The sequence below is a fragment of the Neotabrizicola paludis genome, from assembly GCF_044142105.1.
Lineage (GTDB): Bacteria > Pseudomonadota > Alphaproteobacteria > Rhodobacterales > Rhodobacteraceae > Pseudogemmobacter.
Window position 1 is genome coordinate 754,356 of sequence record NZ_JBGTYM010000001.1, and the last position, 18,665, is coordinate 773,020.

The following is an 18,665-nucleotide window of genomic DNA, read 5'->3' on the forward strand; positions in this document are numbered from 1 at the left end:
GCGCGTTTGATCCAAGGATCGCGGCTTTGGCCGATGCTGTCCATTCACAACATTGGAAAAGCCGGGGATTCGAGGCGGGATAGATCAAGGCGGCACGTGTTTTCCCCAAGCCGTTGCATCGGCGCCACGCTGCCACGCCTCTTTCGCGTTCAGCAAATTTTTGCCGATTGCTTCCATCATCGCCGCGGCGAGGACAATCTTTGCTTGGGCTTCGAATCGTGCCGTGCCATAAAGACCGCACACTTGGGGAAGTGACCACAGAAGCTGCCGCACAGGTGGCCGACGACGGAAACGGGACAGGCTTTTCGGAATGACTGACATAGCATCGCTTGGGTTCACGCGACGTGGCTTGCTGGGCGCCTTTGCGGCAACCGCGATCACCGCAGCACCGTTCTTCCAGGGGGCTCCGGCCTATGCCAAGGGCGCAGGCGACATCCGCAGGTTGCGGATGTACTCGGGCCGCACCGGCGAGAGCATGGACACGATCTACTGGGTCGAAGGGGAATACATCCCCGAAGTCCTTAAGGAAATCAACAGCTTCATGCGCGACTGGCGCACGGCTGACACGATCAAGATGGATCCGCGCAACTTCGATATCATGGCGGCCGCGCATCGCCTGATGGATGTGAGCGAGCCCTACATGTTGCTCTCGGGCTATCGCAGCCCGAAGACGAACGCGATGCTGCGCTCGAAGTCGGGCGGCGTCGCCAAGAACTCTCTGCATATGAAGGGCCAGGCGGCCGATCTGCGGCTCAAGTCGCGCTCGGTGGGCCAGATGGCCAAGGCGGCGGCGGCCTGTGCGGCCGGTGGCGTCGGGCGGTATTCGCGGTCGGATTTTGTCCATATGGACTGTGGCCCGGTGCGGCACTGGGGCGGCTGAGTAGCCGTAAACCCTGGTCAAATCACGAAAAGCGGCGCCCCTTCGCGGGCGCCTTTTTCATTCATCGGGCGGCCTTGATGATGGCGCCGATACGGTCGCGCCACATCTCTGCCTCGGCCCGGTCGCGCAGATCGGTCACCTCGAAAGCCCGGCCGCGCGGCATCGTCAGGCGCAGCGCAGGATAGACCCCGTCCTCACTGTCGCGCATCACCACCTGGGGCAGCGGCAGATCGGCCAGCCTGAACCTGTCCACCGCCTCGCGCAAAGCGCCGTGCCGCAGCTGCGTGACCTCGCCCGTCGCCGCATCGAGCACCAGATCCATCGGCCGGACCAGCGCGACCAGCAGCATCACCCCGCCGACAAAAAGCGCGAAGGCCACGCAGCCGAAGACCACGAGCATCACAAGGGGCGGCGTCTCCCAGCGCAGATGGGTCAGAAACACCGCCGGGATCATCCCGCCGCATCCCAGGGCCAGCACCAGGGCGAACAGCCGCAATGGCCAGGGCACCCGTCCTTCGCGGCAGAGAATGCGTCCGCCTTCCTGCGAGATCATCCGGGTCAGGACAGCTTCCTTTCCGCGGTGCGGGATCAGAGATAATCCCGCGGGTCGCCGTCCTCATTCGCTTCGGGCGCGTCCTTCCGTCCCCTGAACCCCATCGCCACGACGAATTTCTCGGACGAATCCTGGCGGCTTGACGGCGGCTTCACATTGGCGACCTTGGTGAAGTTGCGCTTCAGCTCGGCCTGCATCTGGTTTTCCGCCCCGCCGGCCAGGACCTTGGCGACGAAGGTGCCGCCCTCGTCCAGCACGTCATAGGCGAATTCCAGCGCCGCCTCGATCAGGCCGATGATGCGCAGATGGTCGGTGCCCTTGTGGCCACTGGCGGCTGCGGCCATGTCCGACATCACCACATCTGCCTTGCCGCCCAGCCAACCTTTCACCTTCTCATCCGCGCCGTCGGACAGGAAGTCGAGCTGGTGCAGCTCGACCCCGGCGATCGGCTCGACCTCTTGCAAATCCACGCCGATGATCCTGCCCTGCGGCTTCTTCGCATTCTCTCCCAGCGCATTGATGCGCGGCACGGCAACCTGGCACCAGCCGCCCGGCGCGCAGCCAAGGTCAACGACGCGCGCGCCCGGCTTGAGAAAGCCATAGCGGTCATCCAGCTCCATGATCTTAAAGGCCGCGCGACCACGATAGCCCTCGCGCTTGGCGCGCTGGACGTAAGGGTCGTTCAACTGCCGCTCGAGCCAGAGCGTCGACGAGAGCTTTCGCCCCTTCGCCGTCTTGACCCGCACGCGCAGCTCGCGCGTGCCCCGGCCCGATGTGTTCTTCTCGCTCATAGATAGGGTCCGTCTTCCAAGACGCCGTCGGCGCTCATCTGGGCGTAGAGGAGACCCTCGCGCAGCCCGCGATCAGCGACCGACAGCCGGTCGGTCGGCCATATACGCATCAGCGCCTGAAGGATAGCCGCGCCGGACATGATCAGCGTGTGCCGGTCGCGCCCGATGCGCGGGTCATGGCGGCGGCCCTCGGGGCCAAGCGCCAGATAGTCGCGGATCACCGCGTCGATCTGCGCGCTCGACATCTGCAACCCGTCCACCTTGGCGCGGTCATAGCGGCGCAGACCCAGATAGCTGGCGGCAACCGTGGTCACGGTGCCGGATGTGCCGATGATCTGAAAGCCCGCGCGCGGGGCCTGGGCGTGATAGGGGCTGAAATTGGCAAGGTTCTCTTCGAAGAACCAGCTCATCAGGGCAAAGCGGGCAGCGTCATCCTCGACATCCTGGAACTGTTCTTTCAGCGTTGCGACACCAAGGGGCACCGAAATCCAGTCCACCACCCGCGCCGAAGGCCCCTCGCCCTGGGCATTGAAGCCCATATGCAACCGCATGATCGCCCGGCCGCGCTCCTTGGGTTCGACCCCGGCAAGGTCGATCCAGACCAGTTCGGTCGAGCCGCCGCCGATATCCACGACCAGCAGCTGCTCGGTGCGCGCGCTGACCAGCGGCGCGCAGGAGATCACGGCCAGGCGCGCTTCCTCTTCCGGCGCGATGATCTCCAGCGCCAGCCCGGTCTCGCGTCGGACCTGGCGGATGAATTCCTTGGCATTGCGGGCGCGGCGGCAGGCTTCGGTCGCAACCAGACGCATACGCTGAACGCCGTGCTTCTCGAGCTTTTTCTGGCAGATGCGCATCGCCTGGATCGTGCGCGCCATCGAGGCGCGCGACAGGCGACCGCTGCTCTCGAGTCCCGCGCCAAGCTGCACGGTCTTCGAGAAACTGTCTGCCACGATGAATTGACTGCCCCTCGGCTGGGCAATCAGCATCCGGCAACTGTTTGTGCCAAGGTCCAGCGCTGCATAAAGCGCCGACCCCGACGGAACAGGGGATGACTCCTCCCCCCCGCGGGAGTCCAGATCGAACTCGACCAGCGCGGGCGATGCGTCCTCCCCTTTGGGACGCGCGGGCGTCATGGCCGCCCTCCAACTGTGGTTGAGACCAAAGGTAGACGCCCACCCCCCGCCTTGCAAGCCGTCGATGAAGCGGCTGCAACATCTGCATGAAGAAAATTGGGCGCGCCCGGGGCTGCAACCGGTCGCCATGGCCGCCGCGCCACGCTATGCAACCCGCGTGGGGCCACGTCGCTCAGTGCGCGCGCCATGTCGAAAACCGACAGCGCTTGTCGGATCGCGACGACTATCAGATGTGACAAGCAAGACCGGATTCGCCATGCCAGAGATCACCATCGTCTATTGGAGAGACATCCCCGCCCAGGTGATCGTCGGCAACAGCCGCCGTGGCGCCAAGGTGAAACTCACCGAGCGTTTCGAGCAGGCGATCGACCGCTGCGCCATGAAGATCGGGGCCAAGGACAGCGACAGCTACCTGGCCGAATGGCGCAAAGTGCCCTCGGGCTCGGTCGAAGGCGAGCAGGACGAAATCGCCCGCGACATCGCGGCGAAGCTTGAGACCGACTATGACACGGCAAGGCTGAAGGCGTTGATCGACGCCGAAGGCTGGAACCGCAGCTGATCATCATGCGCTTGAGGGAGAGACTGATGGCCTTGTTCAACTTCCGCTCCAAAACTTCCGCCGCCCCCAGCGCGCCGGGCGCTCAGGTCGAGTCCTTCCTGCAAGGCTATTCGATCGAGGTGATGCCCCGCACCGCCGAGAAGATCGAGGATTTCCGCACGCTTCTGCCCGTGGGCACCCGCGTCTACATCGCCCATATCGACGGCACGCCGATCGAGGACATGGTCGCCACCGCCAAGCGCATCGGCGATGAGGGCTATACGGTGATGCCGCATTTCCCGGCGCGGATCATCAAGGACAAGGCGACGCTGCAGGACTGGGTGGCGCGCTACAAGGATGTCGGCGTCCGTCAGGGCCTGATGCTGGCGGGCGGCGTGGCCCAGCCGGTCGGCGATTTCTCGACCTCGATGCAGCTTCTGGAATCGGGCGCTTTCGACGGGTTCGAACGGCTGCATGTCGCCGGCCACCCGGAAGGCAACAAGGATATCGATCCCGATGGCTCGGACCACATGGTCATGGAAGCCGCGCGCTGGAAATCGGCCTTTGCCGAACGGACCGATGCGAAGATGGCGATGGCGACGCAATTCTGCTTTGACGCGGGCCCTGTGATCCAATGGGTCAACCGCCTGCAAGCCGAAGGCGTGGCCCTGCCGGTCCATATCGGCGTCGCAGGCCCGGCCAAGCTGCAAACGCTGATCAAATTCGCTATCGCCTGCGGGGTTGGCCCGTCGCTCAAGGTGCTGCAGAAGCGCGCGCTGGACGTGACCAAGCTTCTCCTGCCCTATGAGCCGGCGGATTTCATCGCCGAACTGGCCGCGCACAAGGCCGCCAATCCGGGCTTCGGCATCGAGCAGGTGCATTTCTTCCCGCTGGGCGGGATCAAGACAAATGCCGAATGGGTCACGGCCCATGGCGGCGCCGCTGGCAAACCCGCCCGCGCCGCCTGAATAAGTTGAGGGAGAGGACCGGGAATGACCCGCACCGTCGTTGAATCGAAAACGAAAACCGTCATCATCGGCTTTGACGAGCCCTTCTGCGTCATCGGCGAGCGGATCAACCCGACCGGCCGCAAGAAACTTGCGGCCGAACTTGAGGCCGGTAATTTCGAGACTGTCATCAAGGACGCGCTGGAACAGGTCGCCTGCGGGGCGACCGTGCTGGACGTGAACTCGGGCGCGGTCTTCACCAATATGATGGCCAAGGATCCGCGCTATGCCGACAACAACTTTGTCGAACCACCGCTGATGAAGCAGCTGATCGAGATCGTGCAGCAGACGGTCGATGTGCCGCTCTGCATCGACTCTTCGGTTCCTGCCGCGCTGGAAGCAGGTCTTGCCGCCTGCGAGGGCCGTCCGCTCTTGAACTCGGTGACCGGGGAAGAGGAACGCCTCGAACTCGTCCTGCCGCTGGTGAAAAAGTACAATGTGCCGGTCGTGGCGATTTCGAACGACGACACTGGCATCTCGCCCGACCCGGAAGTGCGCTTCGCGGTGGCGAAGAAGATCGTCCAGCGCGCCGCCGATTTCGGCATTCCCGCACATGACATCGTGGTCGACCCGCTGGTCATGCCGGTGGGCGCTATGGCCAGCGCCGGGCAGCAGGTCTTTACCCTGGTGCGCCGCCTGCGCGACGAGCTAGGCGTGAACACCACTTGCGGTGCGTCCAACATTTCCTTCGGCCTGCCCCACCGCCATGGCATCAATGGTGCCTTCCTGCCCATGGCGATCTGCGCGGGCATGACCAGCGCCATCATGAACCCGGTGCGCCAGCAGGAGATGGAGGCGATCCGCGCCGCCAACTTCCTGATGAACCACGATGCCAATGGTGGCGAATGGATCCGCTTCTCGAAGGTGATCGAGGCAACCGAGGGCGGCCTGTCCTTCGCCGATGCCTCGGCCGCGGCCACCCAGGCCGCCGGGGGCCGCCGCGGGGGCCGTCGCGCCAGAGCGTGAACAGGGCCTAGGCCGACGCGATCGACCGCAGCGAGGCCGCCCGTGCCGCAGGCACAAGGGCGGTCTCGACACATGTGAAGACATGCAATGTGTTCAGGTCGGGGTCTGCGACAGCATGGTCGCCGACCCATCCGCCCATGGCCAGATAACTGCGCAAAAGCGGCGGCAGGCCTGCCAGCGCTGCTTTGCGGTCGGTCATCGGGCCGACAAGCGCAGGATAGCGCACCACCTCCACCGGACCTGCCCCCGGACGCAGCGGTTGCGGCCCGAGATGTCGCTCGGCCAGCAACGCCAGCGCCTGGCGATGCGGTCGCCAGTCGACGCCCGGGAAGGAGGAGCAGCCCAGCATCAGCGCGGCCCCTGCCCCGTCCACGATCCGGGTCATCGCCGCCCAGGCCAGGCGCAAGGCGTCCGGCTCTGGGCGTTCGCCGGCAAGGAAGTAGCGGCCCATCTCGGCCACCGGGGCCAGACAAGCCGAAAGCGGAGACAGGTCGTAGAACTGGGCGGAATAGCTTTGCCGCAACGCGCCGCCCGATGGCAGGATCAGCACGCGGAACGCCACGGCCAGCGCGCCCTCGGCGCCCTCGATCAGGACATGCAGGCAGCGGGAATCGAAGCGATCTTCGTCACTGACGCCCGGTGCGCGGCCGAACGCCCTGCCCCGCAAGGACAAAAGCCGCGCCAGATCGGCGCGGCCTTCGGCCAGTCTTGCGCTGTATCTGCCGCGCCGGAACGCCTCCATCGCGCGCCCGGCCCGATCAGCCACCGCCCAGTTGGTCCAGCCGGATGCGACCGAAATTGGACAGAAGCTGGCGGATAAAGCCAATGCCTTTGACATTGGTCTCGGTCACGCGGCGCGAAATCTCGATGACACGGCCATCCTCGAGCCCGTAGCGGGCGATATTCTCGACCGTACCATTATCCGAGAAGGTTACGGCAAGCACCTCGCGCTCGATCTCTTCCGGTTCGCGCGGGCCGACAGCCTTGAACCGGCTTTGCACATAGAACCAGCCCTGATCGTTCAGCAGCCCTTCCGCCGACGGACGGCCGATCTTCTCGGCGACGATCTCGCGCGTGTCCTTGCCGATCTGAACCTGTGCCAGTTCGTCTTCCGAGGGCACATAGCCATGATTGCGATAGATCGCCGTACAGGCGGCTGCCAGAAGGCAGAGCGCCGCCGCGGTCCAGCGCATCGTCGGCAACAGCCGCGCCCCTGCGCGCGCGGCTGTGCCGCTCTGGCGCTGCGCGCCCCTGTCCGCTGCTGTCATTCCCGCCCCATTTTCTTCCGGCAAGTCCTTTCCGGCCCTGAAGACCGGGATTGACCCTTGCGCCTTGGGATAGCAGATGCCACGCCCTATGTTCAAGAACGCAGCGCAACCGGTCCGTCCGGCAGCGGTGCGGCAAACCAGTCCTTCTCAGGCCCAGGCAGACCCCGATGGCGAAAACCGACCCCAAAACCCCTGTGGAAGACAGCCCGGCCCCTGTCTGGCGCACGGGCGCGCTGTCGCATCGCAAACCCACCCGCTTCGGCTGGAGCGCAGGACCGCAGGCGCGGCAGGATCTCGCCCAGGCGCTTGATCTGCAGGGAATCGCCAGGCTGCGGCTCGAAGGTGAGATTCGCCCCGAAGGCCGCGCCGATTTCCTGCTCGCCGCCCGGCTTGAAGCCGAGGTGACGCAATCCTGCGTCGTGACGCTTGCCGCCGTCCCCGCCCGGATCGACGAGCCGGTCCTGCGCCGCTATCTGGCCGATTTCGCCTGGCCCGAGGGCGACGAGGTCGAAATCCCTGAAGATGACAGCGCCGAGCCTTTGCCCGAGCGGATCGATCTGGCCGAAGTGGCGCTAGAGCAACTGGCGCTGGCCCTGCCCCCTTATCCGCGGGCGCCGGGTGCCGAACTGGGCGAGGCGGTTTTTGCCGCGCCGGGGACCGAGGCCCTGCGCGATCAGGATCTGAAACCCTTTGCCGGGCTTGCAACTCTGGTCGAGGGCGGGCAGAAGGCCCCCGGCAAGGATTGACCCGGGCTCCGGGCCTTTCCGGCAAGGCGGAAATTCTCCGCCACCCCCCTTGCGCCCGCACGGAATCCGAGTATGTTCCGCGCCTCATCCAAACTGCGGAATCTCCGCGGTCAGCGCATGTCCGATACAGGCGCAACCGGCGGAACCGTAAAGAAAAACTGGGGCCTGTCCCCGCCTAGCCCCGAGGTTGTGACATGGCCGTCCCTCAGAACCGCACCACCCGTTCGCGCCGCAACATGCGCCGTGCTCATGACGCTTTGGTTGCTGCGAACCCCAATGAATGCCCGAATTGCGGCGAGCTGAAGCGCCCGCACCACGTTTGCGGCGCCTGTGGTCACTATGACTCGCGTGAAGTTGTCGCGACCGCCAAGGAAGTCGACATCGACGAAGACGCGGCCTGAGCCCGCGCTCGCGCGAACGCCTGAACCATGGCCCCCGGCACGTCGAGCACTCCCGCGTCCCCCATGGTCTCCTCGCAAGCGCGCGGGTCCATCGTCATATCGGTCGACGCCATGGGCGGCGACCGCGGGCCGGCGACCGTGGTTGCCGGCCTTGTGCTTGCCATGCGCGAGCATTCTGACCTGCATGTCATCCTGCATGGCGACGAGGCGCAGATCGCGCCGGTTCTGGCCCGCGAGCCCGCGCTGAAGGGCCGGGTGACGCTGCGCCATGCCGAGCGAATCGTCACCATGGAAGACAAGCCCAGCCAGGTGATGCGCCATGGCCAGGGCACGTCGATGTGGGCGGCCATCGACAGCGTCAAGGATGGCGCCGCAACGGTGGCCGTGTCCTGCGGCAATACCGGCGCGCTGATGGCCGTATCCATGCTGCGCCTGCGCAAGCTGCCCGGCGTCAACCGCCCCGCCATCGCCTGTTTCTGGCCCTCGCGCAGCGAGGCGGGCTGGAGCGTGATGCTGGACGTGGGGGCCGACATCAAGGCCGATGCCGAAGACCTGGTGCAATATGCCGTCATGGGTGCGGCCTATGCCTCGAACGCGCTGGCGCTGGAGCGGCCCAAGGTCGGCCTGCTGAACGTTGGCACGGAAGAGCACAAGGGCCGGACCGAGCTGAAGGAAGCGCATGAGCTTTTGACCGCGCTGGTCGCGGGCGGCCAGGCCGGGTTCGACTATGCGGGCTTCGTCGAAGGCTCTGACCTGCCATCCGCCCGGGTCAATGTGATCGTTACCGACGGATTCACCGGCAATATCGCGTTGAAGACCGGCGAGGGTACGGCCAAGCTGGTGGGGGATTTCCTGCGCGAAGCCTTCACCGCCGGGATCCTGTCGCGCTTCGCCGCCCTCTTGGCGCTGAACTCGCTCAAGCGGCTGCAAAAGCGCATCGATCCGCGCCGGGTGAATGGCGGGGTCTTTCTGGGGCTGAATGGCGCAGTGGTGAAATCGCATGGCAGCGCCGATGCGACGGGGGTCAGCGCGGCCGTCGGGCTGGCCTATCGGCTGGCCCGCAGCGAGTTTACCCAAAGGCTTGCGGCCCGGGTTGCATCCTTCGCGCCCGCGGGGCAGGATGCCGCCGCAGTGGGGCCCGCCGACACCAAGACCGGCGCAGGGAGCGATCCAGCAAGATGACGACACGCGCCGTGGTCAGGGGCGTCGGGCATTACCTGCCCGACCGCATTGTCCCCAATTCGGAATTTGAAAAGACCATCGACACGTCGGATGAATGGATCCGGTCGCGTTCGGGCATCGAGCGGCGCCATTTCGCGGCCGAAGGCCAGACCACCTCGGACCTTGCCGCCCGTGCCGCGCGGGCGGCCCTTGCCGATGCAGGGCTGGAGGCCGATGACATCGACGCCATCATTCTGGCGACCTCGACCGCCGATCTGACCTTTCCCTCCGCCGCGACCATGGTGCAGGCCGCGCTGGGGATGACGCGCGGCTTTGCCTATGATGTGCAGGCAGTCTGCGCGGGCTTCGTCTTTGCGCTGTCCAATGCCAATGCGATGATCCTGTCAGGCCAGGCCAGGCGCGTTCTGGTCATCGGGGCCGAGACCTTCTCGAAGCTGATGGACTGGACCGACCGCGGCACCTGCGTGCTGTTCGGCGACGGCGCAGGCGCGCTGATCCTGGAAGCGGCCGAGGGCACGGGCACGACGGCTGATCGCGGTATCCTGTCGGTCGATCTGAATTCCGATGGCCGCCATCGTGACATCCTGTATGTCGATGGCGGCGTGTCGACCGGCAAGACCGGCCATCTGCGCATGGAAGGCCGCGAGGTCTTTCGCCATGCCGTTGAAAAACTGGCCCAAACCGCCCATGCCGCGCTCGAGAAGGCCGGGCTTTCGGGCGAAGATGTCGACTGGATCGTGCCGCATCAGGCCAATATCCGCATCATTGAAGCCACGGCCAAGCGGATGCAGGTGCCGATGGATCGCGTGGTCGTGACGGTGCAGGATCATGGCAATACATCCGCCGCCTCGATTCCCCTGGCGCTGTCTGTCGGGCGCGCGCGCGGCCAGATCAAGCAGGGCGATTTGGTCGTGACCGAGGCGATCGGCGGCGGACTGGCCTGGGGCTCGGTCGTGCTGCGCTGGTAACGGCTTGCAATCGCGTGTGAAGGCCCTGCCTCAAGCCTTTGATATTGACTCGTAAAATCTTCGCGCCCATCCTGCCCCGACACAACCCCGGGGGGATGCACGGATGAGCGACAAGACCCTGACCCGCATGGACCTGACCGAAGCGGTGTTCCGCGAAGTCGGCCTCAGCCGCAACGAATCGGCCGATCTGGTCGAATCCGTGCTGCAACACATGTCCGATGCGCTTGTGGCGGGCGAGACGGTGAAGATCTCTTCCTTCGGCACCTTCTCGGTGCGCGCCAAATCGGCCCGCGTCGGGCGCAACCCCAAGACCGGCGACGAAGTGCCGATCTCGCCCCGCCGGGTGCTGACCTTCCGGCCCTCGCATCTGATGAAGGATCGCGTGGCGGCGGGGAAAAAGAAGTAAGGATTCCGTCCGATGGACAAGTCGCCCGAGGCCTTCCGCACCATTTCCGAGGTGGCCGAGGCGCTTGAGACGCCTGCCCATGTGCTGCGCTTCTGGGAAAGCCGGTTTCCGCAGATCCGGCCCGTAAAGCGGGCGGGCGGGCGGCGTTATTACCGGCCCTCGGATGTGGCGCTGCTGGCCGGGATCAAGCGGCTTCTGCATGACGAGGGCATGACGATCCGCGGTGTTCAGAAGATCCTGCGCGAGCAGGGCATCCGCCATGTCGCGGGCCTGAGCGGCGATGAAGCGAGCCCCGAGGAGCTGGAACTGGGTGCGGCCCTGGCCGGCCTTGCGACGGAAGACACCGAGACCGATCCGGCGGCCGAGGATGCGGGCGAGGCCACGGCTGCGGCGTTGGAAGCGGCGCTGGCGCCTCCGGTCCAGGCCGTGGTGGTGCCGCTTTACCCTGCGGCGCAAGAGACCGCGGATGACGATCTGATCAGACGGGTGATCGCGACTGAAAGCACCGAGGCGAAACCCACGGCGGACGCGGCCCCGGCACAGCCGCAGGCACTGCCCGCAGCGGCGCCCCCGGTCGAATCGCCGCTTTCCCAGGCCCAGCCGAGTGCCACGCTGGCCGCCCGCCTGCGCGCCCTGCCCCGGGGCAGCCTTGCCGGGCATCGCGACGGATTGACCCGGATTTCCGCCCGCCTCTCTGCGCTGCGCGCCCGGCTTGCGGCCCCGGCACAGCCCGGCCCGGGTCAGGACTAAACCTCTTCCGGCACATGAACTTTCCCGCTTGCCCCCGGCCTGAAAACCGCTATGTAGGCCCCGTGTCGGGCCGTAGCGCAGCCTGGTTAGCGCGTCCGTCTGGGGGGCGGGAGGTCGAGAGTTCGAATCTCTCCGGCCCGACCATCGTAAAACCGCCCGCCTGCAGCCGCAGTGCGGGCGGTTTTTCTTTCGGCCCCAAGGAGGCGCCCAAATGACTAGTCCCGGCGTCCTTCCCGACAGCGCGATCCGCGCGCTTCTGGCACAAGGCGGCATCGCCGCCACCCCCGAGGTGACCGAAGCGCAGGTGCAGCCTGCGAGCCTTGATCTGCGGCTGGGACCGGTGGCCTATCGGGTGCGCGCCTCGTTCCTGGCCGGGCATGGCCGCAGCGTCGAAAGCCGCCTGCCGGAATTCGAGATGCACAAGGTCGATCTGGCGCAGGGCGCGGTGCTGGAAAAGGGCTGCGTCTACCTGATTCCGCTGGCCGAAAGCCTTGCCCTGCCGCCCGGCATCACCGCGGTCGCCAATGCGAAATCCTCGACCGGCCGGCTGGATCTTCTGACCCGCACCATCACCGATGGCGGCACGGAATTCGACCGTATCCCCGAGGGGTATCATGGTCCTCTCTGGGCCGAAGTCTGCCCGCGCAGCTTTTCGGTCCTGGTGCGCCAGGGCCAGAGGCTGAACCAGATCCGCTTCCGACAGGGCGAGGCGCGGCTGTCCGATGCCGACCTTCAGTCATTGCACAGACAAGAGCCTCTGGTCGATGGCGCGCCGGTGATCTCGGAAGGGCTTGGCTTCTCGGTCGATCTGCATCCGGCGAAAGGCACGCTGGTCGGCTATCGTGCCAAGCCGCATACCGGCGTCGTCGATCTGGACCGGATCGGCTATTACCCGGCGCGTGACTTCTGGGAAGAAGTGCATAGCGACGATGGCCGCATCATCCTTGACCCCGGCGCCTTTTACATTCTGGTCAGCCGCGAGGCGGTGACGATCCCGCCCGATTATGCTGCCGAAATGGCGCCCTATCTTGCCATGGTGGGAGAGTTCCGGGTGCATTACGCCGGTTTCTTCGACCCGGGTTTCGGCCATGGCTCGGCAGGTGGCCATGGCAGCCGGGGCGTTCTGGAAGTGCGCTGCCACGAGGCGCCCTTCGTCCTTGAGCACGGGCAGGTTGTGGGCCGCCTGGTCTATGAGAAGATGGCCGCCCGCCCCGATCGGCTTTATGGCGCGGGCATCGCCTCGAATTATCAGGGTCAAGGGTTGAAGCTGGCCAAGCAGTTCCGCTGACCGCCCACCCGACGGCCCTGCCCCTTCATCCTGTTGCCAATCCTTCCCGCAGAGCGTCCTTGGCCAAAGGCAGAAGCCAAGCGCGCAGGCCCGACGCTAGCGTCCCAGCTTGCGGGTGATCCGCGCCGCCTCGCGCGCACGCTTGGCCAGCGCGCGGGCATCCTGCGCCTGCTTGCGCTCTTCGGGCGTCATCTCGCCTGCGGGTTTGCCCCGGCGGCTTGCATAGTCGATGCCCGCATTGATCCCCTTGTTCACCGCCTTGCGGACAAACATGTTCACGACCATCTGGATCAGCCGGTTCAGGTCCATCGACGGGCTCCTCGCCTCAATCCTCGAACAGTTCGCTTTGCCCACTCTGGGCCTCGTCTTCGTCGGGCGGCTCGGGCTGCGATCCGAAACTGGGGCCGGGGCGGCTTTCCAGCAAGCCCGCGGCGCGCAATTCCTTGATTCCCGGCAGATCGCGCGCCGATTCCAGCCCGAAATGGTCCAGGAATCCCTCGGTCACCACGAAAGTCACCGGGCGGCCCGGCGTCATGCGGCGGCGGCCCAACCGGATCCATTCCATCTCCATCAACTGGTCGATGGTCCCGCGCGAGACTGCGACGCCGCGGATTTCCTCGATCTCGGCGCGTGTCACCGGCTGGTGATAGGCGACGATGGCCAGAGTCTCGATCGCGGCGCGGGACAGTTTCTTGGTCTCGGTGGTCTCGCGCCGCATCAGATGGCCCAGATCGGGCGCGGTGCGGAAGGCATAGGCATCGCCCACCTTCACCACATTCACCCCCCGGCCCTCATAGCGTTTGCGCAGATAGACCAGCGCCTCGGCGGGATCGCAGCCATGCGGCATCCGGGCGGCCAGTTCGGCCACGGTCACCGGCTCGGCGCTGGCGAAAAGAACCGCCTCGACCATGCGCTCTTGCTCGGCAATCGGCGGCGCCTCGAACAGCGTGCGTTCTTCGGTCTCGCCGCTCACGCAAGGGCCCTCATGACACTGTCCGGCGAATCTGGATCGGCGCAAAGGTCTCGCCCTGGCGCAGCGACAACTGCCCGCGCTTGGCCATTTCCAGCACCGCCGCGAAATGCGCGGCGGTCGAGGAGCGGCGGGCCATGGGCGTCGCATCCCAGCCTTCGGGCAGGAAAGAAGTCAATTCGGCCCAGTCCCCGACATAGCCGATCAGCCCGCGCATCCGCTCGAGCGCCTGTTCCATGGTGAAGACATGCTCGCGGTCCATCACGAAGGGGCGGAACTCGTCCTTGGTGCGGATGCGGGCATAGGCGCGCATCAGATCAAGAAGCGTGGCGTCCCAGGTGACGTTGCGGTGCAAGCTGACCGTTTCGGGCAGGCCGCGGGAAAAGAAGTCGCGCCCCAGCCGGTCACGCGCCATCAGCCGCGCCGCCGCCTCGCGCATCGCCTGCAACCGCTCAAGCTGGAAGGCCAGATGCGCCGCAAGGTCTTCGGCGGACGGTCCCTCTTCGCCCGGCTCGGGCGGCAGAAGCAGGCGGGATTTCAGATAGGCAAGCCAGGCCGCCATTACCAGATAGTCCGCCGCCAGCTCGATCCGCAGCTTCTGGGCGCGGGACACGAAGCCCAGATATTGCTCGGCCAGCTGCAGGACGGAAATCTTGCGCAGATCGACCTTCTGGGTGCGCGACAGAGTCAGCAACAGATCAAGCGGACCCTCGAACCCGTCGACATCGACGATCAGCGCCTCGGCCGCCATACGGTCAGTCGGCGAAAGCAATTCGGGTGCGGACCAGTCTTCGGCGCTGGGTTCAGACATGCGGAGCCCCGGGAACAAGGGCATAGAATTCGGTCTCGAGTGCGGCGATGTCAACCGGGCCGGGATCGCAGCGGCGGGCCAGCGCGGCCGCGGCCCGTGCCAAAGTGTCGGGCCCCATGGCGCCGCAGACCCCGGCCACCTCGACCATCTGCGCCATATCACCCTTGCAGTGGAGCGCGATGTCGCAGCCCGCCGCCCGCGAGGCGGCGGTGCGGCTGGCCAGCGTGCCCGACAGCGCCTCCATGTTCAGATCATCTGTCAGAAGAAGACCGCGAAAGCCGATCTCCTCGCGGATCACCCGGATCATCTCGGGGCTTTGCGTGGTCGGGCGGCTGTCATAGGCGGTGAAGACGATATGGGCCGTCATCGCCATGGGCAGGTCGGACAGTGCCCGGAAGGGCGCGAAATCGATGGACTCCAGTTCCTCACGCGCGGCGATAACCTTTGGCAGGTCCAAATGGGTGTCGGCGGCGGAGCGGCCATGGCCGGGCATATGCTTGACCACCGGCAGGATGCCCCCGGCCAGATAGCCATCGGCCACGGCGCGTCCAACCTGGGCGACAGTCGAAGGATCGCTGCCATAGCAGCGGTTCTTCAGGAAAGGATGGGTTTCGGACCGGGCCACATCGGCCACCGGGGCGCAATTGCTGTCGACCCCGAGGGCGCGAAGCTCGGCGGCGATGATCCGGGCCTGCACCCCCAGCGCCCGGGCAGCGTTCGGCCCTGCCGCGCGGACAAGGTCCAGCGGCGGCTGCCATTCGCGCCAATGCGGCGCGCGCAGACGCTGCACGCGGCCGCCTTCCTGGTCGATGGTGATCAGGGCGTCACGTCCCACCGCCTCGCGCAGATCGGCGGTCAGACGGCGAAGCTGATCAGGATTTTCGACATTGCGGGCGAAAAGGATGAAGCCAAACGGGTCGGCGTCCCGGAAGAAGGCGCGCTCTTCGGGCAGGAGAACGGGTCCCGCGCAGCCGAAAACCGCCGCCATGCGGCCTGTCGCATCGCTCATCTATGCGCCACCGGGATGCAATTCGCCCCGTCACTGACCAGGGCTGAGCAGAAGCGGCGGGCATCGTCTTCCGACTCGAAGCCATGGCCGCGCAGCCGGTAGAAAGTCTTGCCGCCGCTTTCAGCGGCCTGGATCACCATGGCCTTGCCCGCCATCAATTCGGGGAACCGCCCGGTGATGCGCATCCATTCGGCCTCGGCCTCGGCGGTGCTGTCAAAGGCGCCGAACTGCACCAGGCGCGTGCCGGGCGCGAGGGTGGCGGGGTCGATGACCTGCGGCTTGGCGGGCGTGACGGCGGCCACAGCCGTCGCGCGGGCCCCTGTCGCGGGCTTGGCCATCGGGCGGGGCGAGCGGGTGATGGCGCCTTCAGGCGGCGGGTTGCCGTTGGCGTCAAGGGCAGCGGCCTCGACAGGCTCTTCCGGCGTGGCTTCGGTCTCGCCCAGGGCCTCGGCCAAGGCGATATCGACCGCCTCCTCGACCGTGGCGGCCTCGGGGACGGACGGCTCGACGATGGGGGCCGGGCTTTCCACCGTATCGCCCAAGGTCGTGGCCAGCGCGGCGGGCTGCATCGTGCCTTCCGGCGCGGCGGGGGCTGCGGTCATGCCCGCCGCATCCTCAAGCGACAGTTCCACCGGCTTCGGCGCCAGGATCAGCCGTTCGGCGGGCGGGGCGGCCCCGCCCTCGGCGGCGACATCGTTCACTGCAAGACCCTGATGTTCCACAACCTCGCCGCCGGGATCATCCGGGGCGATGCGCATCGGCCCTTCCAATGCGCGCACAACGGGCACGCCGCGCAGATCGCGCATGGCAAGATCATAGCCCCACCAGGCGAGACCCAGCACCAGCGCCACCGAGCCGATGCCGCCGGCGATATTGACGATCTTCTGACCCTTCAGGGACAGGCCGCGCAGGGCAGCGGGGGCATCATAGCCGTCATCCTCGGCCGGGTGGCCGGCATAGCGGCGCAGCGCTCCGTCCGCGGACCCGCCGGTTGGATGCGGCGCATAGGCCTGCGCCCTTGCGCCCGGTTCCTGCCGTACCGTCGCGGCGGGATACCCGTCGGGACGCGATGATCGCCCTCTGGTCAAAGGGGGTGCGCTGAATTCGCCGTAATCTGCGTCCGCCATGCCTGCCTCTGCCCCGGACGGGTTGATCCCGCCCTTTTCCGCCCGTCAGGGCCGGCCTCGGCGCGTTTTGTCAGCGCATTTCTTCGACCGGCGTTACACCAAGGATAGCAAGACCAGCGCAAATGACAACGCCCACGCTTTGCGCAAGGGCGATTTTCGCCTGCGAAATGGCCTTGTCATCCTGCACAAACCGCAAGCTGACCTCGTCATTGCCGCGATTCCACAGACCGTGGAAGTCGGAGGCCAATTCGTACAGGTAGAAGGCCACGCGATGCGGTTCGTTGTTGCGCGCAGCGATTTCCACCAGGCGCGGCCATTCCGCCAGCTTCTTCATCAGCGCAAGCTCGGCCGGATGGTCGAGAATGGCGTGATCCGCCGCGGTCAATGCGGCCTTGTCCACGGCAATTCCGGCCTCGGCCGCCTTGCGCAGAACCGAATTGATCCGGGCATTGGCATATTGGACATAGAAGACCGGATTGTCCTTGGATTGCTCGAGCACCTTGTCGAAATCGAAATCCAGGGCCACGTCATTCTTGCGCGTCAGCATGATGAAGCGGGTCACATCGGTGCCCGCCATTTCCACCACGTCGCGCAGGGTGACAAAAGTGCCCGCCCGTTTCGACATCTTGAACGGTGCGCCGTCCTTCCACAGCTTGACCAGTTGGATCAGCTTGATGTCCAGCGGGACCCGCCCGCCGGACAGGGCGGCCACCGCCGCCTTCATCCGCTTGACATAGCCGCCATGGTCGGCGCCGAAAATATCGATGAGCTGGTCAAAGCCGCGCTGCACCTTGTCGAAATGATAGGCGATGTCGGGGGCGAAATAGGTCCAGCTGCCATCCGATTTCTTCACCGGACGGTCGACATCGTCGCCATGGGCCGTGCTGCGGAACAGGGTCTGCTCGCGCGGTTCCCAGTCTTCCGGCGTCTTGCCTTTGGGCGGCTCCAGCACGCCTTCATAGATCAAGCCCGCCGCGCGCAATGTCTCGATCGCGCCCTCGATCTTGCCGGTCCCATACAGCGCCTTCTCGCTGGAATAGACATCCATGCGGACACCAAGGGCGGCCAGATCCTCGCGGATCATCTGCATCATCATTTCGGTGGCGAATTCGCGCACATCGGCCAGCCAGACCGATTCCGGCTGATCCAGAAGCGTGTCGCCGTATTTCTCCTTGAGCGCCTCGCCCACCGGGATCAGGTAATCGCCCGGGTAAAGCCCCTCGCGGATTTCCGGCTCAAGCCCGTGGGCCTCGCGGTAGCGCTCAAAAGCGCTGCGGGCCAGAACATCGACCTGCGCGCCGCCATCGTTGATGTAATATTCCCGCGTCACCTCATAGCCCGCAAAGGCCAGAAGGTTCGACAGCGCATCGCCCACGACCGCGCCGCGAACATGGCCCACATGCATCGGGCCGGTGGGATTGGCCGAGACGAACTCAACATTGACCTTCTGGCCCTGACCGATGCCGGAACGGCCGTAATCGGTGCCCGATGTCAGGATGTCGCGCAGCACGCCCTGCCAGAGCGCGGCCGCAAGCCGCAGGTTCAGGAAGCCCGGCCCGGCCACATCGGCGCCCGCGATGCGCGGGTCTTCCAGCAGCTTCACCGCCAGCGCGTCGGCGATCTCGCGCGGGGCCTTGCCCGCGGGTTTCGACAGGACCATGGCCGCATTGGTCGCCATGTCGCCATGGGCGGGGTCGCGTGGCGGTTCGACCGCGACGGCGGCAAGGTCCATGCCCGCAGGCAATTGCCCCTCGGCCGCCATCCGGCCCAGAGCATCGGTCACCGCGTTGCGGATTTCCGCGAAGAGGTTCATCTGATCAAATCCCTATCCTGAGGCAAGGCCATGCCAGAGGCGGCAGGACAGGTCAAGT

Annotated in this window: 23 protein-coding genes and 1 tRNA gene; 12 read left to right on the forward strand and 12 right to left on the reverse strand. The window is 66.0% G+C overall.

The features are described from left to right. Positions 1-84: 84 nt before the first annotated feature. Positions 85-321: a hypothetical protein gene (locus ACED67_RS03580; protein WP_395540156.1), complete on the reverse strand. Its 237-nt coding sequence runs from the start codon at positions 319-321 to the stop codon at positions 85-87. Between ACED67_RS03580 and mepK the strand changes: the two genes are divergently transcribed. After that, complete coding sequence (mepK, locus tag ACED67_RS03585) at positions 311-880, forward strand: peptidoglycan L,D-endopeptidase MepK (RefSeq protein WP_395540157.1); 570 nt, start codon at positions 311-313, stop codon at positions 878-880. The genes ACED67_RS03580 and mepK overlap by 11 nt on opposite strands. 61 nt (positions 881-941) lie before the next feature. Here mepK and ACED67_RS03590 read toward each other — a convergent pair whose 3' ends face one another. The 3 genes from ACED67_RS03590 to ACED67_RS03600 form a co-directional block, all read right to left on the reverse strand. Next, the gene (locus tag ACED67_RS03590) at positions 942-1,376 is read right to left on the reverse strand and encodes a hypothetical protein (protein ID WP_395540158.1); all 435 of its coding nucleotides are present in this window, start codon (positions 1,374-1,376) and stop codon (positions 942-944) included. Between the two features lie 92 nt (positions 1,377-1,468). Beyond that, positions 1,469-2,224 carry an RlmE family RNA methyltransferase gene (locus ACED67_RS03595; protein ID WP_395540159.1) on the reverse strand — a complete coding sequence of 252 codons (756 nt, stop codon included), beginning with the start codon at positions 2,222-2,224 and terminating at the stop codon, positions 1,469-1,471. Beyond that, on the reverse strand, positions 2,221-3,357 hold the full coding sequence (locus ACED67_RS03600) for a Ppx/GppA phosphatase family protein (RefSeq protein WP_395540160.1): 1,137 nt from the start codon (positions 3,355-3,357) through the stop codon (positions 2,221-2,223). Before ACED67_RS03600 ends, ACED67_RS03595 begins: the two co-directional genes overlap by 4 nt. Before the next feature lie 256 nt (positions 3,358-3,613). Between ACED67_RS03600 and ACED67_RS03605 the strand changes: the two genes are divergently transcribed. From ACED67_RS03605 to ACED67_RS03615, 3 genes are read left to right on the forward strand one after another with little or no spacing between them, the layout of a single operon-like run. Further along, a complete protein-coding gene (locus ACED67_RS03605) occupies positions 3,614-3,916 on the forward strand; it encodes a virulence factor (protein ID WP_395540161.1) in 303 nt (100 codons plus the stop codon). 26 nt (positions 3,917-3,942) lie between these two features. Further along, positions 3,943-4,863, forward strand: a complete 921-nt coding sequence (locus ACED67_RS03610; protein ID WP_395540162.1) for a methylenetetrahydrofolate reductase — start codon at positions 3,943-3,945, stop codon at positions 4,861-4,863. A gap of 24 nt (positions 4,864-4,887) precedes the next feature. Continuing rightward, entirely contained in the window at positions 4,888-5,868 is a 981-nt protein-coding gene (locus ACED67_RS03615) for a methyltetrahydrofolate cobalamin methyltransferase (RefSeq protein WP_395540163.1), read from the forward strand. Between the two features lie 7 nt (positions 5,869-5,875). On the opposite strand, the gene ACED67_RS03620 is transcribed toward ACED67_RS03615, so the two are convergent. Together ACED67_RS03620 and ACED67_RS03625 are read right to left on the reverse strand one after the other, a co-directional pair. Beyond that, positions 5,876-6,634, reverse strand: coding sequence for a GNAT family N-acyltransferase (locus tag ACED67_RS03620; protein ID WP_395540164.1), 759 nt, complete (start codon positions 6,632-6,634; stop codon positions 5,876-5,878). Beyond that, positions 6,627-7,136 carry an outer membrane protein assembly factor BamE gene (locus tag ACED67_RS03625; RefSeq protein ID WP_395540165.1) on the reverse strand — a complete coding sequence of 170 codons (510 nt, stop codon included), beginning with the start codon at positions 7,134-7,136 and terminating at the stop codon, positions 6,627-6,629. Before ACED67_RS03625 ends, ACED67_RS03620 begins: the two co-directional genes overlap by 8 nt. Positions 7,137-7,303: 167 nt before the next feature. On the opposite strand from ACED67_RS03625, the gene ACED67_RS03630 reads away from it, so the two are divergent. The 8 genes from ACED67_RS03630 to ACED67_RS03665 all read left to right on the forward strand — a co-directional run bounded on the left by ACED67_RS03630 (position 7,304) and on the right by ACED67_RS03665 (position 12,877). After that, complete coding sequence (locus ACED67_RS03630; protein WP_395540167.1) at positions 7,304-7,882, forward strand: YceD family protein; 579 nt, start codon at positions 7,304-7,306, stop codon at positions 7,880-7,882. A 194-nt stretch (positions 7,883-8,076) separates the two neighbouring features. Beyond that, entirely contained in the window at positions 8,077-8,283 is a 207-nt protein-coding gene (rpmF, locus tag ACED67_RS03635) for a 50S ribosomal protein L32 (RefSeq protein ID WP_395540168.1), read from the forward strand. 63 nt (positions 8,284-8,346) lie between these two features. Beyond that, entirely contained in the window at positions 8,347-9,465 is a 1,119-nt protein-coding gene (gene plsX, locus ACED67_RS03640; RefSeq protein WP_395540169.1) for a phosphate acyltransferase PlsX, read from the forward strand. Beyond that, the gene (locus tag ACED67_RS03645) at positions 9,462-10,433 is read left to right on the forward strand and encodes a beta-ketoacyl-ACP synthase III (RefSeq protein ID WP_395540170.1); all 972 of its coding nucleotides are present in this window, start codon (positions 9,462-9,464) and stop codon (positions 10,431-10,433) included. The genes plsX and ACED67_RS03645 overlap by 4 nt, the downstream gene beginning before the upstream one ends. 103 nt (positions 10,434-10,536) lie before the next feature. Then, the gene (ihfA, locus tag ACED67_RS03650; RefSeq protein ID WP_395540171.1) at positions 10,537-10,839 is read left to right on the forward strand and encodes an integration host factor subunit alpha; all 303 of its coding nucleotides are present in this window, start codon (positions 10,537-10,539) and stop codon (positions 10,837-10,839) included. A gap of 12 nt (positions 10,840-10,851) precedes the next feature. After that, a complete protein-coding gene (locus ACED67_RS03655) occupies positions 10,852-11,589 on the forward strand; it encodes a MerR family transcriptional regulator (RefSeq protein WP_395540172.1) in 738 nt (245 codons plus the stop codon). Between the two features lie 66 nt (positions 11,590-11,655). Further along, positions 11,656-11,733, forward strand: a tRNA-Pro gene (locus tag ACED67_RS03660). Between the two features lie 67 nt (positions 11,734-11,800). Next, entirely contained in the window at positions 11,801-12,877 is a 1,077-nt protein-coding gene (locus tag ACED67_RS03665; RefSeq protein WP_395540173.1) for a 2'-deoxycytidine 5'-triphosphate deaminase, read from the forward strand. 96 nt (positions 12,878-12,973) lie between these two features. On the opposite strand, the gene ACED67_RS03670 is transcribed toward ACED67_RS03665, so the two are convergent. The 6 genes from ACED67_RS03670 to argS form a co-directional block, all read right to left on the reverse strand. Further along, positions 12,974-13,186 carry a hypothetical protein gene (locus ACED67_RS03670; RefSeq protein ID WP_395540174.1) on the reverse strand — a complete coding sequence of 71 codons (213 nt, stop codon included), beginning with the start codon at positions 13,184-13,186 and terminating at the stop codon, positions 12,974-12,976. 16 nt (positions 13,187-13,202) lie between these two features. Further along, complete coding sequence (scpB, locus tag ACED67_RS03675) at positions 13,203-13,787, reverse strand: SMC-Scp complex subunit ScpB (RefSeq protein WP_395540467.1); 585 nt, start codon at positions 13,785-13,787, stop codon at positions 13,203-13,205. A gap of 73 nt (positions 13,788-13,860) precedes the next feature. Beyond that, positions 13,861-14,658 (reverse strand): segregation and condensation protein A, encoded by a 798-nt coding sequence (locus ACED67_RS03680; RefSeq protein WP_395540175.1) that lies wholly within the window; start codon positions 14,656-14,658, stop codon positions 13,861-13,863. Further along, complete coding sequence (locus ACED67_RS03685) at positions 14,651-15,667, reverse strand: glycoside hydrolase family 3 N-terminal domain-containing protein (protein WP_395540176.1); 1,017 nt, start codon at positions 15,665-15,667, stop codon at positions 14,651-14,653. The genes ACED67_RS03680 and ACED67_RS03685 overlap by 8 nt, the downstream gene beginning before the upstream one ends. Next, on the reverse strand, positions 15,664-16,794 hold the full coding sequence (locus ACED67_RS03690; RefSeq protein ID WP_395540177.1) for an SPOR domain-containing protein: 1,131 nt from the start codon (positions 16,792-16,794) through the stop codon (positions 15,664-15,666). Before ACED67_RS03690 ends, ACED67_RS03685 begins: the two co-directional genes overlap by 4 nt. 70 nt (positions 16,795-16,864) lie before the next feature. After that, the gene (argS, locus tag ACED67_RS03695; RefSeq protein ID WP_395540178.1) at positions 16,865-18,607 is read right to left on the reverse strand and encodes an arginine--tRNA ligase; all 1,743 of its coding nucleotides are present in this window, start codon (positions 18,605-18,607) and stop codon (positions 16,865-16,867) included. Positions 18,608-18,665: the final 58 nt, after the last annotated feature.